At 37.8% G+C, this 12935-nt stretch carries 17 protein-coding genes and 5 tRNA genes; 4 read left to right on the forward strand and 18 right to left on the reverse strand.

What is annotated here, in order from left to right; all coding sequences use genetic code 11:
- Positions 1-11: 11 nt before the first annotated feature.
- The 5 genes from EDD72_RS00900 to EDD72_RS00920 form a co-directional block, all read right to left on the reverse strand.
- Positions 12-87 (reverse strand) — tRNA-Val (locus EDD72_RS00900).
- A gap of 18 nt (positions 88-105) precedes the next feature.
- Positions 106-194, reverse strand: a tRNA-Leu gene (locus EDD72_RS00905).
- 16 nt (positions 195-210) lie between these two features.
- Positions 211-286: transfer RNA gene (locus EDD72_RS00910), tRNA-Ile, on the reverse strand.
- 35 nt (positions 287-321) lie between these two features.
- Positions 322-398: transfer RNA gene (locus EDD72_RS00915), tRNA-Asp, on the reverse strand.
- A 14-nt stretch (positions 399-412) separates the two neighbouring features.
- Positions 413-488: transfer RNA gene (locus EDD72_RS00920), tRNA-Met, on the reverse strand.
- 217 nt (positions 489-705) lie between these two features.
- Here EDD72_RS00920 and EDD72_RS00925 point away from each other — a divergent pair.
- On the forward strand, positions 706-1137 hold the full coding sequence (locus tag EDD72_RS00925) for a hypothetical protein (protein ID WP_132766746.1): 432 nt from the start codon (positions 706-708) through the stop codon (positions 1135-1137).
- Between the two features lie 109 nt (positions 1138-1246).
- Here the strand turns inward: EDD72_RS00925 and EDD72_RS00930 are convergent, their stop codons facing one another.
- From EDD72_RS00930 to EDD72_RS12420, 4 genes are all read right to left on the reverse strand, one after another.
- On the reverse strand, positions 1247-1624 hold the full coding sequence (locus EDD72_RS00930) for a hypothetical protein (protein ID WP_132766747.1): 378 nt from the start codon (positions 1622-1624) through the stop codon (positions 1247-1249).
- Positions 1625-1680: 56 nt separating this feature from the next.
- On the reverse strand, positions 1681-2226 hold the full coding sequence (gene thpR, locus EDD72_RS00935) for an RNA 2',3'-cyclic phosphodiesterase (RefSeq protein WP_165894878.1): 546 nt from the start codon (positions 2224-2226) through the stop codon (positions 1681-1683).
- A 58-nt stretch (positions 2227-2284) separates the two neighbouring features.
- A complete protein-coding gene (locus tag EDD72_RS00940) occupies positions 2285-2842 on the reverse strand; it encodes a phosphatidylglycerophosphatase A family protein (protein ID WP_132766749.1) in 558 nt (185 codons plus the stop codon).
- 80 nt (positions 2843-2922) lie between these two features.
- On the reverse strand, positions 2923-3075 hold the full coding sequence (locus tag EDD72_RS12420; RefSeq protein ID WP_165894880.1) for a hypothetical protein: 153 nt from the start codon (positions 3073-3075) through the stop codon (positions 2923-2925).
- A gap of 165 nt (positions 3076-3240) precedes the next feature.
- Here EDD72_RS12420 and EDD72_RS00945 point away from each other — a divergent pair, with 165 nt between their 5' ends.
- Positions 3241-3750, forward strand: coding sequence for a 2'-5' RNA ligase family protein (locus tag EDD72_RS00945; RefSeq protein WP_132766750.1), 510 nt, complete (start codon positions 3241-3243; stop codon positions 3748-3750).
- A 19-nt stretch (positions 3751-3769) separates the two neighbouring features.
- Positions 3770-4207: a GNAT family N-acetyltransferase gene (locus EDD72_RS00950; protein WP_132766751.1), complete on the forward strand. Its 438-nt coding sequence runs from the start codon at positions 3770-3772 to the stop codon at positions 4205-4207.
- A gap of 53 nt (positions 4208-4260) precedes the next feature.
- Here EDD72_RS00950 and EDD72_RS00955 read toward each other — a convergent pair whose 3' ends face one another.
- On the reverse strand, positions 4261-5094 hold the full coding sequence (locus EDD72_RS00955; protein ID WP_243643739.1) for a PHP domain-containing protein: 834 nt from the start codon (positions 5092-5094) through the stop codon (positions 4261-4263).
- A gap of 111 nt (positions 5095-5205) precedes the next feature.
- Here EDD72_RS00955 and EDD72_RS00960 point away from each other — a divergent pair, with 111 nt between their 5' ends.
- On the forward strand, positions 5206-5538 hold the full coding sequence (locus EDD72_RS00960; RefSeq protein ID WP_132766752.1) for a hypothetical protein: 333 nt from the start codon (positions 5206-5208) through the stop codon (positions 5536-5538).
- Positions 5539-5682: 144 nt separating this feature from the next.
- Here the strand turns inward: EDD72_RS00960 and EDD72_RS00965 are convergent, their stop codons facing one another.
- The 8 genes from EDD72_RS00965 to EDD72_RS01000 form a co-directional block, all read right to left on the reverse strand.
- A complete protein-coding gene (locus tag EDD72_RS00965) occupies positions 5683-6300 on the reverse strand; it encodes a PilZ domain-containing protein (RefSeq protein ID WP_165894884.1) in 618 nt (205 codons plus the stop codon).
- 244 nt (positions 6301-6544) lie between these two features.
- Positions 6545-7045 (reverse strand): molybdopterin adenylyltransferase, encoded by a 501-nt coding sequence (gene mog, locus EDD72_RS00970; RefSeq protein WP_132766754.1) that lies wholly within the window; start codon positions 7043-7045, stop codon positions 6545-6547.
- A gap of 1 nt (position 7046) precedes the next feature.
- Positions 7047-7529 (reverse strand): cyclic pyranopterin monophosphate synthase MoaC, encoded by a 483-nt coding sequence (gene moaC / locus EDD72_RS00975; protein WP_132766755.1) that lies wholly within the window; start codon positions 7527-7529, stop codon positions 7047-7049.
- A gap of 1 nt (position 7530) precedes the next feature.
- Positions 7531-8532: a GTP 3',8-cyclase MoaA gene (gene moaA / locus EDD72_RS00980; protein WP_132766756.1), complete on the reverse strand. Its 1002-nt coding sequence runs from the start codon at positions 8530-8532 to the stop codon at positions 7531-7533.
- Positions 8533-8605: 73 nt separating this feature from the next.
- On the reverse strand, positions 8606-9310 hold the full coding sequence (locus tag EDD72_RS00985; RefSeq protein WP_132766757.1) for an ABC transporter ATP-binding protein: 705 nt from the start codon (positions 9308-9310) through the stop codon (positions 8606-8608).
- Positions 9307-10011, reverse strand: a complete 705-nt coding sequence (locus tag EDD72_RS00990; RefSeq protein WP_132766758.1) for an ABC transporter permease — start codon at positions 10009-10011, stop codon at positions 9307-9309. Before EDD72_RS00990 ends, EDD72_RS00985 begins: the two co-directional genes overlap by 4 nt.
- Positions 10012-10027: 16 nt before the next feature.
- Positions 10028-10870: an ABC transporter substrate-binding protein gene (locus EDD72_RS00995; RefSeq protein ID WP_132766759.1), complete on the reverse strand. Its 843-nt coding sequence runs from the start codon at positions 10868-10870 to the stop codon at positions 10028-10030.
- Between the two features lie 98 nt (positions 10871-10968).
- Positions 10969-12873, reverse strand: a complete 1905-nt coding sequence (locus tag EDD72_RS01000; RefSeq protein ID WP_132766760.1) for a molybdopterin biosynthesis protein — start codon at positions 12871-12873, stop codon at positions 10969-10971.
- Between the last annotated feature and the right edge of the window lie 62 nt (positions 12874-12935).

Here is a 12935-nt window from a genome sequence, read left to right on the forward strand (position 1 = left end):
GGCTTTATGTATGGTGACCCCGACTGGGTTCGAACCAGCGACCCCCACCCTGTCAAGATGGTGCTCTCCCGGCTGAGCTACGGAGTCACACATTTATATTAAACATGGTGCCGAGGACCGGACTTGAACCGGTACGGTAGTCACCTACCGCAGGATTTTAAGTCCTGTGCGTCTGCCAATTCCGCCACCCCGGCAGATTATTAATTAAAATGGTGGGCCCAACAGGACTCGAACCTGTGACCAATCGGTTATGAGCCGACCGCTCTACCAACTGAGCTATAGGCCCTCATAAGACAATCTTGGAAAAGAACAACGAAGATATGGCGGAGCTGACGGGATTCGAACCCGCGGTCTCCTGCGTGACAGGCAGGCATGTTAGGCCTCTACACCACAGCTCCATGCGAAGCTATCTTGGTTGCGGAGGCAGGACTTGAACCTGCGACCTTCGGGTTATGAGCCCGACGAGCTACCAACTGCTCCACCCCGCGACGTTTTATAAAACAACGGCAAAGATCATTATATATTATTTTTAACTTTTATGCAAGGATTTTTTATGATATTTGAATCTGATTTCAAAAATGCTTCATAATTGACAAAAGTAATTGTACAAACAGAAGAAACATTTGTCAATAATGAATTCCTTTTCGTTTTATCATACTAATAATGTCAGTTTACTGACACAAACTTGGTTAAGGGGTGCTATTCTTGTCTAAAAAAATGAAGGATAAACAAATTGCTCACCAATCTACAAAATCAAATTTAATTAAACAACAACTTACTCAACAGATTAATGCATCACAAACAGATTCACAACAGCAAGAAAATAACTTACAAACCGCTGTTAAACCGCAACCCGTTCAATATTTTCAACCACCATCCCAAGTGATGCAAAATATGGCCACACAAACACAACAAATTCAGCAACTTTTCCAACAACAAACATTACAGCAAAAACTTCAAGAACTACAACAGTTGACGAATCAATTTCAGATTGAGATTGGCAAAATGAATACTGAATATAACCAGTTGAGCAATTCAAACATGAACAAAACACAAATTCAGCAAACGATACAACAAAAAGCAAATGCCCTTCAACAATTTAGCAATGAAATTTCTCAAAAGTTAACAAACTTATAACCTTAACCAACATCATAAAAGCTGTGGAAATAGATGTTCCACAGCTTTTATATATGAATGTATCCCTTAAAAAAAGAGAAAATAATATATGTGGAATGTGAGTATGTGCTCATTCATCGTAATAGGTTCGTGGATAGTAGTGATTTGCACCCTTTACATCAGGTTTACCCGGAACAACAACCTTATAATAATTGTTATCTGATTGAAAATCAGCTTCTTCAGGTGTCGTTTTTTGCACAATATTCGTATTAAAATTAATCATATGTAATGCAAGGATATCTGCAGCTTTATTGAATGCTTTCATGGTATCAAAAATAAAAAAATCTTTGTGCTCATGAGTAAAGCTTTTATCATAGACGTTAGTCTCATCCTGAACAGTCCAATATGCTGATTCAATGATATTGGAGATGGCATGATCCCCAAGAGATAGATCGACAGTTCGACCATCTGGTTGATCATAAACTGGTTGAATCATGTAATAGTGCATTATTATCACTCCTTTGCTATCAGTTTTTACAGGAGTGGCTACTATTTATTCTTATTTTAGAAATTTGTTTTTAAAATGCGATGGTACTTTACTCCTTGATGAATAAATATTGATTGATAAAGCTCAAGTGCGTTTACGGTCCAAGGCTTCGTCTTTAAGTTTAATTCACCTGTTTCCTGACAGGTTTGTGGAATTACTTTTCGAGCAAGAGTTAAATGTGGAGTATAGACAGGTTTCGCATCGAAATCGATCTTAAGAGGTTCAATCGTTTTTATTAATTGATGATATAATTGATTCAACGGTTTTAGGTCTCCTCCGACGCCTGCCCACAGTATATTTGGTTTTTTCAGGGATGGAAAGGCTCCAATACCTTCAATCCATAATTGAAATGGTCTTATTACTTTGACAGCTTCTTTCATCGACTGCTCAATCAACGGAATTTGATCTTCTTCTACCTCTCCTAAAAATAAAGTCGTAATATGCCAATGTTCGCTTGGAACAAATCGTCCCTTAAACCTACACTTTAACGAAGGCAAAACCATCCTTACTTGATCCTTAATTTGCTGTTCTAAATTAATGGTGATAAACAAGCGCAATTCCATGATCCCCTCCTTCATTAAAAAGAAAACTTGGCAATTCTTTTATGCCAAGCGATTTTCATTATCCTACGATTTCTTGATCTTCTTCCAATTCATCGATCTGCTTGTCTAATTCTGTTTCTTCAACATCTCTTAAACGATGAGCTAAACGGCCAGACGCTGATGCTGCAATTCCAGCAACTAGATCATCCAAAAAAGTATGAACACCGTTTCCTGTTTTTGTATCTAGCTTTTTAATAATTCCCATTTTTTGCTTATCTAAATGACCAAAGGTAGTGACTGCAATACTACCATATCCAAAGACGGATCCTAAAGCTAACGTTTCATCGATGCCAAATAAACCTTCGTCCGATTCAATCAAAGATTGTAGAGGTTCTTGCAATCTATTCTTTTCAGCTAATAGATCTAACTCAATTCCAACCAATAAAGCATGTTGAACTTCTCTTTTTTCCAAAACTTTATGAACGCTTTCAACACATAGTTCTAAAGTAAGATTCTTATTATATGGTACCTGCATTTCATAGACGATTTCAGCAATATCTTCAACTGTTACTCCACGTTCATGTAATCTTTGTAATGCTGCCGCTTTTACTTCTTTACTTGGTACTTTTCTTTTCAAAAAAAGACACCCCCCTTTTATTTATTTTAGCATGTTTTGGAAAAACAAAATATAGGGGATTTTCTGATTCTATCAACGATTTAGATCGAAAGATTGTTTTTCTCCACTTCTGTTACATCTTGCATTTGATCGTGTTCTAAACTTTGATCAATCCGTTGAATCAAGTAAGCCATTCCGTAACTCAGTCCTATAAGAATCAGCACCGGCAAAATAAAAAATAAAAAGATGGTCAAATCTTTTTCCCCCTAAGACAATAAGATTGCTTAGTATTAGCTTATACAAAAATAAAGATTTATATTCACCCGAATATTTCGTAATTCGTATTTTTTTGATAATATATTCTTATATCATTGAAAGAAAGGTTTACTTTCTTATCATTTAAAAGGGAGGTTATGTTTATGAAATATGGTATTGTAATTTATCCACCAAGAGAAGTGCAAGATAGGGCAAATGCTCTAAGAAAGCGTTATGATTCCCATTATTCACTGATTCCTCCTCATATTACACTCGTTGATGCATTTGAATGGGAAAATATTTCAGATTTAACAGAACGCATTGAAAAGGTGGCACAAACTATTCCTCCTTTTACTTTAAAATTAAACAAAGTAGGAACGTTTTTACCCCTCTCTCCAGTGGTCTATTTTGGCTTTGAGAAAAACGATACAATCTATAATTTACATGAAAAATTAATCCATCATGTACTCGATCATGAACAAATATTCAAATTCACTCCTCATCTTACGATTGCACAAGACCTATCCGAACAGGAATTATATGATATACTTGGGCGATTAAAAATGAAAGAATATAATATGGAAGTTCCTGTGGATCGGATTCATCTTTGCTACCAACTTGAAAATGAATCTTGGACTGTTTATCAGACCTTTTTATTAAAAGAGAATAAGTAATCATTGTTTGGAGGTCTTAATGGAAATAAAAGTGGTAACAAATAAAAAAGAATTAAATGATGCTTTCTCCATCAGAGAAAAAGTTTTTATCGAAGAACAAAATGTACCAAAAGTGATTGAAATGGATGAATATGAAGAAGTCGCAACCCATTTCGTTGTTTATGATGGTAATAAACCCATTTCAACTGCTCGGTTTAGAAAATATCTTAACGAGAAGACTGTCAAATTTGAGCGGTTTGCCGTTTTGAAGGAATATCGAGGACAAGGCGTTGGTAGAGCATTAATAAAAGTGATGGAAGAAGAAGCAAGGAAAAATGGATTTACGACTTTGCGTCTAAACGCTCAACGTCATGCTGAAGGGTTCTATGCAAAATTCGGTTATCAAACCATTAGTGAACCCTTTGATGAAGCTGGTATTGAACATGTAACGATGATAAAAAAAATAGAGGCCAAATAGTGAGCTACTTCTCATGTAGTTCGCTACGGCCTTTTTTTGTCCTCTATCAAAAGCTAAAGCATGGATTTCATCTTTTCGACAATTTCATAGGATATGGTCTTTGTCCCAATGGGGGCATGGAACATCTCGCCATTCCGTGAACCATGAAAATCTGACCCTGCCGTAGCCAAGATTCCATATTGATCAGCGAGTTGTTGATATTTGCGTTCTTCCTCTTCATCGTGGTCTGGATGATAGACTTCAATTCCTTTGATCCCATACTTGATTAAACGAATTACCATTTCATCATTATCGTATAAACCTGGATGCGCTAAAATCGGAACCCCACCTGCTGCTTTGATCATATCGACTCCTTCTTCAGGAGAAATGCGAATAGGATTGACATATGCTTTGCCATTTTTCCCAAGGTAAAGGTCAAAAGCCTCTTCCATCGTATTGACGATACCTTTCTCGATTAATACTTCGGCAATATGTGGACGACCCACATTGGCTCCTTCGCGTCGAATTTTGGCGAGTACCTCCTTCATTTGAATTTCAATACCAAGTTCATTCAGTTTTTCAATCATCATTTCATTCCTGCGATCTCTTGCTTTTTGTAACTCTTCCAATCGACGCAAAAACGTTTGATCCTTATATTGAATAAAATATCCTAATACATGAACATCTTGACCTTGTTCAACCGTACTAATTTCTATACCAGGTATCACCTCAATGCGGATTTCATTTGCCATTTCCAACGCTTCATCAATTCCCGTAACCGAATCATGATCAGTAATGCCTAAAGCTGCTAAACCAGCTTCTTTCGCCATTTTTACGTTCTCTCTAGGAGGATTAAGTCCATCAGAGGCTGTGCTATGTGAATGCAAGTCTACTCTTAAATTTTCCACTTGATTCCCACTCCTTCTGAAGATAATTTCATAAAAAACCGTGAATGTTGCCAAGTTATCCCACATAGATGTCATATAGAAATAAAATTTGTATTGCAAGGGGGATATGGTGTGCAAATAGCTGTGAAATCACTTCCTAAGATCATTAAACCTTCTTCTGTCGTTGAGGAGGTTTTTGAATCTCAAGGCTTTCGCCGGAAAGGAAAAAAGGATTCACCTTATTATCAGTTCAAAATAGAGGATGTATGTACACAAACGAAATATGAAGTACAAATACCGATACAAGAGATTCGCAAGCAAAAACAAGAGCCTTTTTATAAATGCCAAGAGTTTCGGATCACAATGAAATCCCCAAAAATGAGAAATTCAGAAATTCCCGATGCTATTATATCCGCAGCAAAAGAAAGAGTTCATGAAGTCTTTTCTATCATCAATCATTCTTAGTATTTGTAGGAAAAGGCTGTAGGAACTATCCTATAGCCTTTTATCATATTTTCCATCACAATTTGGTTCGGGAGTGTTTCTACCTTCTCGATCATTTCATCGGTAATGTTTGCCATAATCAAATCGTTGGTTCCACGACTCCCCTTAACCTCCTTCATTTTCTCGGTTCATGATCCGTTGCAATTGTGCTTGAAATGTATAGGTACGAATGACCTGATAGCTAGGAGAACTCTGGTCAATAAATTTGCCACCATAGTAGTAATTTCGGTTTGAGTCAGAGTACTTGTTTTGAACAATCTCAATTTCCAAATATACTTTTTGATTCAATAATTGAAAATAAATTTGAGCGATTGCCCCTTCGCGAAGATAATTGACACTAGAAAATCCGATTCCACCTTCACTAATGTCATAAATGTGAACCGTGTAAGGCTTCATTAGTTCGACCAATGGTTTTTTTCCAGAAAAAGAAACCGCTGAAATCTTTCCCTTAATATCGATTGGAAATCGTGGACTTTCTCTAGGAATCCAACGTTCACGTATTTCGGGCGGAGCGATTAAGATGATATGATGGTTTTTCTTCCCGACCACTGTTGTCTGAAAGGTTTGAGTACTGTTAAATTCAAAGATCTGGCAGCGTAATGACTGCCTAACTTGGAAAGTTTCTGAAGGGAGTTCAACAACGATAAAATTCCCCTCTGTATATTTCACGATTCCTTCCGTTTTTACTAATTTTCCTTCACAAACAATGCGACTCCCTAACAAACCCTCTTTCCCCCAAATCAAAAAAGAATGGAGCACCATAATTTTGAGGATATTCTAATCCTTTTTCGCGCTTTCGTCAAATTATACGGTTTTGTAATTGCAATTCGTTAATAGCTCCCTGATAAAACCTGAAATGTATATTCCATAAGTAGCGTTGGAATATAAAAACCTATTTTTTGGACTTGATGTTTTACGTTAAAAAGCATCCTAAAACCAGGATGCCTTGAACTATCTTTATGTATAGTTACTTAAAATTCTTTGGATGTTCCCCCATTTTCCCTTGTAAAATATCAAGGGCATGAGGAATGACTTGAATAATCGCCTCAAGGTTCTCACGAACTCCTTTGGGGCTACCAGGTAAATTCACAATGATACAATTTCCTCTTGCTCCGACAACGGCACGGGAAAGAATTGCATGAGGGGTTTTTTGTCTTGATACTCTTCTCATTTCTTCTGCCATACCTGGAATCTCTTTATCGATAACGGCAAGTGTGGCTTCAGGTGTAACATCTCGCTTTGCTAACCCTGTACCACCTGTTGTTACGACAAGATCTAATTGATATTCATCTGCATAACGAATGAGATACTCTTCAATTAATTCCCGTTCATCAGGGATAATATCGTATTGCTTTACTTCGCCATTGATTGTTGCAACCATTTCATGGATGACTTTACCACTAATATCTTCCCGTTCTCCTCTTGCTCCTTTGTCACTAAGAGTGAGAATTCCAACCTTGATTGTCATACTAATCCTCCAGTTCCCTTCGATAATCTCCGCTTTTTCCGCCCGACTTCGATACGAGATAGGTATCTTCTAAGACCATTCCTTTATCCGCAGCTTTACACATATCATAAATGGTTAACATCGCTACACTAACCGCAGTTAAGGCTTCCATCTCTACACCTGTTACATTTGTTGTTTTTGCTGTTGCTTCAACTTGAATGGTATCTTCCCCTTTTTCCTCAAAGGAAATATCTACCCCAGTTAATGGAATTGGATGGCACATTGGGATTATTTCAGAGGTTTTCTTTGCAGCCATAATTCCCGCTACTTGGGCAACTGCAAGAACATCACCTTTACCAATTTTCCCTTCTCGAATCAAAGTTAACGTATCTGGTCTCATTCGTATTGAACCTCTGGCGACAGCTGTACGTTTCGTTACTTCTTTTTCACTGACATCGACCATTCTGGCTCGACCTTGGTTATTAAAATGGGTGAGTTCGCTCATCTTAACCTCCTATTTGTGACATTCGTCTCATCGTTGGCGTATTTGTCTGTTTTTCATCATGTAAAACTTTTGCCATTTCATGATTTTCTGGTTTAATCGCTAATGCACGATAAAAAATTTGTTTTAACCCTTCCTCATCGTTTAAATAAGGTTTTACATTGAGTTCATCTTCCCAATATAGACACGGTTTAATATTTCCATCAGAAGTTAAACGTAGACGGTTACAATTTGAACAGAAATGGTCACTCACTGGATGGATAAATCCGATTGAACCTTTTGCTCCTTTAATCCGGAAGTTTTCTGAAGGACCATTGCCAAATACTCCTTCTGATTCTTCCAATTCAAATCCAAGTTCCTTTGCCTTTTCTTGAACAAAGTTCAATGATAAATAACCATTTTTCCAATTATCATCGGCATGACCAATCGGCATATATTCAATAAAACGAACCTGAACCGGTTGATCGATGGTCATTCTAAGAAAATCACCGATTTCGTCATCGTTAAAACCTCTCATGAGAACCGTATTAATCTTAATTGGTTGAAAACCAACACGAAAAGCTGCGTCGATTCCATCTAAAACTTTTTCCAATTGTCCTCCTCGAGTAATTTCTTTAAATCGATCAGGTCGTAACGAATCTAAGCTAATATTGACACGAGTAAGTCCTGCATCTTTTAACGCCTGAGCTTTTTGAGCCAAAAATATAGCATTGGTCGTTAAAGCAATATCTTTAATTCCTTCAATTCGACTTAATTTTGCGATTAACACTTCTAGGTCTTTTCGGACTAATGGTTCCCCACCTGTAATACGAAGTTTTCGTATACCTAATTTCGCTGCAACTTTCACTACTTTTTCTATATCTTCATAGGTTAATAATTCACTATGAGGCATGAATTTTACCCCTTCAGGAGGCATGCAATAGACACAACGAAGATTACAACGATCTGTCACGGAGATCCGTAAGTAGTCATGTTTACGACCAAAACGATCGATTAATTGGCTCATAGTTGTTCTCCTCTCATTTTTAAAATACAGAAGTCTTCCTTCTATTTTACAACAAATTCACGGTAAAAACGTACTAAAAATATGTCTCGCCCGATATAAACTTTTTTGTAAGTTCATGAGTAGGATTTTCAAACAAGATTCGTGTTTGATTCGCCTCAATCAAATGACCGCTATGGAAAAATAAAGTTTCATCGGCGATTCGCTTGGCTTGAAACATATTGTGAGTCACCAGAATGACAGTCATGTTTAACTGTTTGGAAAACTTCTGAATGATTTGCTCAATTTCAAATACATTTTGTGGATCCATACTTGCCGTTGGTTCATCGAGTATCAATACTTCTGGCGAAGTAATGATCGCGCGTGCAAGCGCCACTTTGGCTGTTTCTCCGCCTGAGAGTTTTGTTGCTTTTTGTAGTGCTAAGTGCTCTAATTGAAATTGTTGCAAGATTTCTCTCACTTTGGTTCTAATCTCGTTCTCATTTATATGTCTAACCTTTAAGCCATAGGCCACATTTTTATAGACAGATGTTTGAAAAAGATAGGGTGTTTGCCAAACGACTGAAATTATTGGATTAGGTTGGAGCATTGGTTTCCCAAGAAAAAAAACTTGCCCTGAACTTGGTTTTAAAAATCCAGCGATCACCTTGAGAAATGTACTTTTTCCTGCTCCATTTGGCCCGATGATTCCATAAATTTTTCCCTTTTTAAAAGAAAAGTTCGTTGGTTTTAAAATCGTTTTTTTATCGATTTGGACGGATATATTTTTCACTTCAATCATCTGTTTTTCCCTCCTTGCTGCCAAGAAAATAAGAGGGAATTAACCATAAAAGATACGAGCAATAATACTAGACCTAATGCAATTGCGAGATCAAAGTTCCCTTTTCTCGTTTCTATCACTATCGAGGTGGTAAGCACTCTTGTTTTCCCGGCTATATCTCCACCAACAAGCATCACAGCTCCCACTTCTGCAATAACTCGGCCAAAAGCAGATACCAACGCGGTAATCGCTGGAAAGCGAATCTCTTTCATTAAGGTGGTTAGCGTTTGAAATCGGTTGGCTCCTAATCCCTTGGCTGTCATGATGACCACCGGAGCTTTTTCCTCTGCCACCACGTAGACAAGACCAATCACAATTGGCAAGGATAACATCAGTTGAGCTAGTATCATAGCCGTTGGGGTATACAAGAGATAAACATATTTGGCGATTGGACCACTTCGAGACAAAAGTAAAAAAAGAATTAATCCTGCAAGAACAGGTGGTAACCCCATCAAAACATAGATCAAGCGAATGAATAGATTTTTCCAAAAAGTAGGACGAAGGGTTCCCAACCATGTCCCAATAGGAATCCCGATGATCCCAGCAATGATAACTGCCGTACTTGATACATAGAGCGAACGAAAGGTAATCTCAACTAATTCTCGGTCACCAGATAGAATTAAAGTGATTGCTCGTTCCAATCCTTGAAGGTAGATACTCATTCAAGCCTCAAATCCTTTATTTATCATAGGTGAAAAATAATTGATTGCCATTCACTTTGTAATCTTTAATCAGTTGCTGTCCTTCTTTCGAAAGAATAAAATCAATAAATTTTTGTGCGTCTTTGTTGTTCACGCCAGGGTGTTTTTGAGGGTTTACTGCAATAACACCATAAGGGTTTAATAAGCCTTTATCTCCTTCAACAAGAATATCAAGGTTTAATTTATCTTTCATAAATGAGTAGGTAGCACGATCGGTTAAGGTATAACCTTGCTCCTCACTGGCCATGGTTAATGTGTCGCCCATCCCTTTTCCAACCGCTTGATACCAATCTCCCTTCGGTGTAATTCCGAGCTTTTTCCAAATATCTAATTCTTTTTTATTCGTGCCTGAATCATCACCTCTTGAAACAAAATGGGCTTTTCCTTTTGTAAAAGCTTTAAACGCTTCATCTAATGTTTTTCCTTTAATGCCATCAGGATCGTTTTTGGGACCAACGATAACAAAATCGTTATACATAACATCATAACGTTTGATCCCATGTCCATCTGCTACAAATTTTTCTTCTGCTTTTTTTGCATGAACAAGGATGACATCAGCGTCTCCTCTAGAAGCTGTTTCAATCGCTTGTCCAGTCCCTTGTGCTAATACTTCTACTTTTACGTTGTATTTCTTTTCAAATACAGGTAATAGATAATCAAGTAATCCAGAATCCTGGGTACTTGTCGTTGTTGCTAATCTTAGAGTCGTTGGTTCTGTTGACTTCGCATTGGTAGAATTGGTTTGTCCCCCGCAACCAATTACAAAGAACATCATCGATACCACAAGTAATAGAACGAATACTGAACTTTTCTTTTTCATACGTTTCTTCCTCCCTGTTTTGAACGCTTCATTGTATGCTAAAAATCGCACTGATCGAAACATACAAACGTTGCGTCGATGTTTATATATAATTTCATTTATCCTAGTAGTAATTTTCCTGTATCCCTGCAACTATAACCGCCCATTGATTCTACTTCATTTTTAAATGATTCTGATGTGATCACTTGCATGAGAAGTTGCCCCAGTTCACTTTGATAGAATTCTTTGGTCATTAAAAGATCGTAACGTTCTTCAGCGACTGGAATGAAATCTAAGTCAAGCACTTTCGCAGCCGAATAGATTCCTAATCCCACATCGGCGTTACCTCCCTTAATCGCAGCTGCTAGACTTAAATGGGAGAAATCTTCTCTCATGTAACCATAAATTTGATTTGGTGCAATCCCAGCTTGCTTCAATAAATAATCAAACAAGATTCTTGTTCCTGCACCTCGCTGACGATTAATGTAGCGAACGTCTTTCTTTGTTAAGTCTTCAATGGAATGGATTTCTTTTGGGTTGCCTTTTTGCACGATCCATCCTTGCTGACGATATACAAGGTTGACAAGGATAACTTCTTGATTACCTACGTATTGCTTAATAAACGGTATATTATATTCTTCTGTTTTTTCATCGAATAAATGTGTACCTGCTACATGGTTTTCCCCTTTACGAATAGCTAGGATTCCTGCCAAACTACCTACATGAGCAGAACTTAGAGAATATGCAGCGTCCACTTTCTTAATGGCTGACGCTAATAGATCAAGGGTCAAATCATGGCTTCCTGCAAACACAATGGTTCGATCAATTTGATCAAGAGGTTTATACAATTCGACTTCCACCTCTTCACCCTGCTCATAACCTTGGCTTTGAATGGGAATTCTTAGTAATCCATCTGCTCGAACCATCGACATGGTTACACCTGCAGAACGAGTAAGGGGATTGGCCACATATTGTCCATTCACTTTTCCAATATTGAGGCGGATAAAGTCTTCAGCCCCCATCTTTGAAGTAATTCTTCTACCTAATTTTACTTTAATTTTTCGACGAACTGGGTTTGCGATTCCTAGGAATTGATGCATAAGGGGTTTGACAAACCAATCCAGCGCAAGGTAAGCAGAGACTGGATACCCAGGTACTCCAATAATTGGCTTGCCATTATATCCCTTACCAAGTACGACAGGTTTTCCTGGTCGTGTCGCTACACCATGTACAATAACTTCGCCAACCGATTCAATGACAGAAGAAGTGAAATCCTCCCTCCCTGCTGATGATCCTGCGTTCATTAATACCATATCGGCTTCTTCTAAGGCTTCTAGAACCGCTTGTTTAATCAATTCAAAATCATCAATAACAATCCCTTTATAAATGGGTTCGCCGCCCCATTCTTTGACAAAACTTGAAAATACCGTTCCGTTAAACTCAATAATATCTCCTGGTTTAAGATCAAGCGTTGGTTTTACTAATTCTGTTCCCGTTGGGATGATCGCAATTTTCGGTTTCGCAATCACAGGTACTTGTAATATTCCTCCTGCTAATAATGCACCTTGATCAACGGGACGAATTTTATGATGAATCGGTAAAATCATTTCACCAGCGACGATATCTTCACCGATTTGGCGAATATGTTTCCAAGGGCTTGCTGGTTCGATAATCTCCACTGTCTCCTCATCGATTTGATGAAGATATTCGACCATAATCACCGCATCAAATTGTTCTGGAATAGGATCACCTGTGTCTACTACTTCATAATCCTCATGAAGTTTTAAACGAAGGGGCGAATGTTCGTTGGCAGAATAAGTTTTCTCCGCTTTCACAGCGATTCCATCCATCGCCGAAGCGTGGAAGTTAGGCATGGAAACTTTTGCAAAGATTGGCTCTGCCGTAATGCGTCCAAGACTTTCCATCGTTGGTACCATTTCTACTCTTGGTTGAAATTGAAATAAGTTCAAATATTTTTCTTGTGCTTCATGTAATGGGGTATCTTCTAAGTAGATTTTCCTCATCTTGACGTCTCCTTTATCTTACTCAGGCTCTTATCATCTTTGTTTATTCATTGTCTCTATTC

Source organism: Tepidibacillus fermentans (assembly GCF_004342885.1).
Classification (GTDB): Bacteria; Bacillota; Bacilli; order Tepidibacillales; family Tepidibacillaceae; genus Tepidibacillus; species Tepidibacillus fermentans.

Excerpts from the sequence above, each read along its gene's own strand:
- thpR (WP_165894878.1), bottom strand. The coding sequence starts at position 2,226 with ATGGAATTGCGCTTGTTTATCACCATTAATTTAGAACAGCAAATTAAG.
- moaC (WP_132766755.1), bottom strand. The coding sequence starts at position 7,529 with ATGAGCGAACTCACCCATTTTAATAACCAAGGTCGAGCCAGAATGGTC.
- EDD72_RS00995 (WP_132766759.1), bottom strand. The coding sequence starts at position 10,870 with ATGAAAAAGAAAAGTTCAGTATTCGTTCTATTACTTGTGGTATCGATG.
- EDD72_RS00950 (WP_132766751.1), top strand. The coding sequence starts at position 3,770 with ATGGAAATAAAAGTGGTAACAAATAAAAAAGAATTAAATGATGCTTTC.
- moaA (WP_132766756.1), bottom strand. The coding sequence starts at position 8,532 with ATGAGCCAATTAATCGATCGTTTTGGTCGTAAACATGACTACTTACGG.
- EDD72_RS00930 (WP_132766747.1), bottom strand. The coding sequence starts at position 1,624 with ATGCACTATTACATGATTCAACCAGTTTATGATCAACCAGATGGTCGA.
- EDD72_RS00945 (WP_132766750.1), top strand. The coding sequence starts at position 3,241 with ATGAAATATGGTATTGTAATTTATCCACCAAGAGAAGTGCAAGATAGG.
- EDD72_RS00990 (WP_132766758.1), bottom strand. The coding sequence starts at position 10,011 with ATGAGTATCTACCTTCAAGGATTGGAACGAGCAATCACTTTAATTCTA.
- mog (WP_132766754.1), bottom strand. The coding sequence starts at position 7,045 with ATGACAATCAAGGTTGGAATTCTCACTCTTAGTGACAAAGGAGCAAGA.
- EDD72_RS00985 (WP_132766757.1), bottom strand. The coding sequence starts at position 9,310 with ATGATTGAAGTGAAAAATATATCCGTCCAAATCGATAAAAAAACGATT.
- EDD72_RS01000 (WP_132766760.1), bottom strand. The coding sequence starts at position 12,873 with ATGAGGAAAATCTACTTAGAAGATACCCCATTACATGAAGCACAAGAA.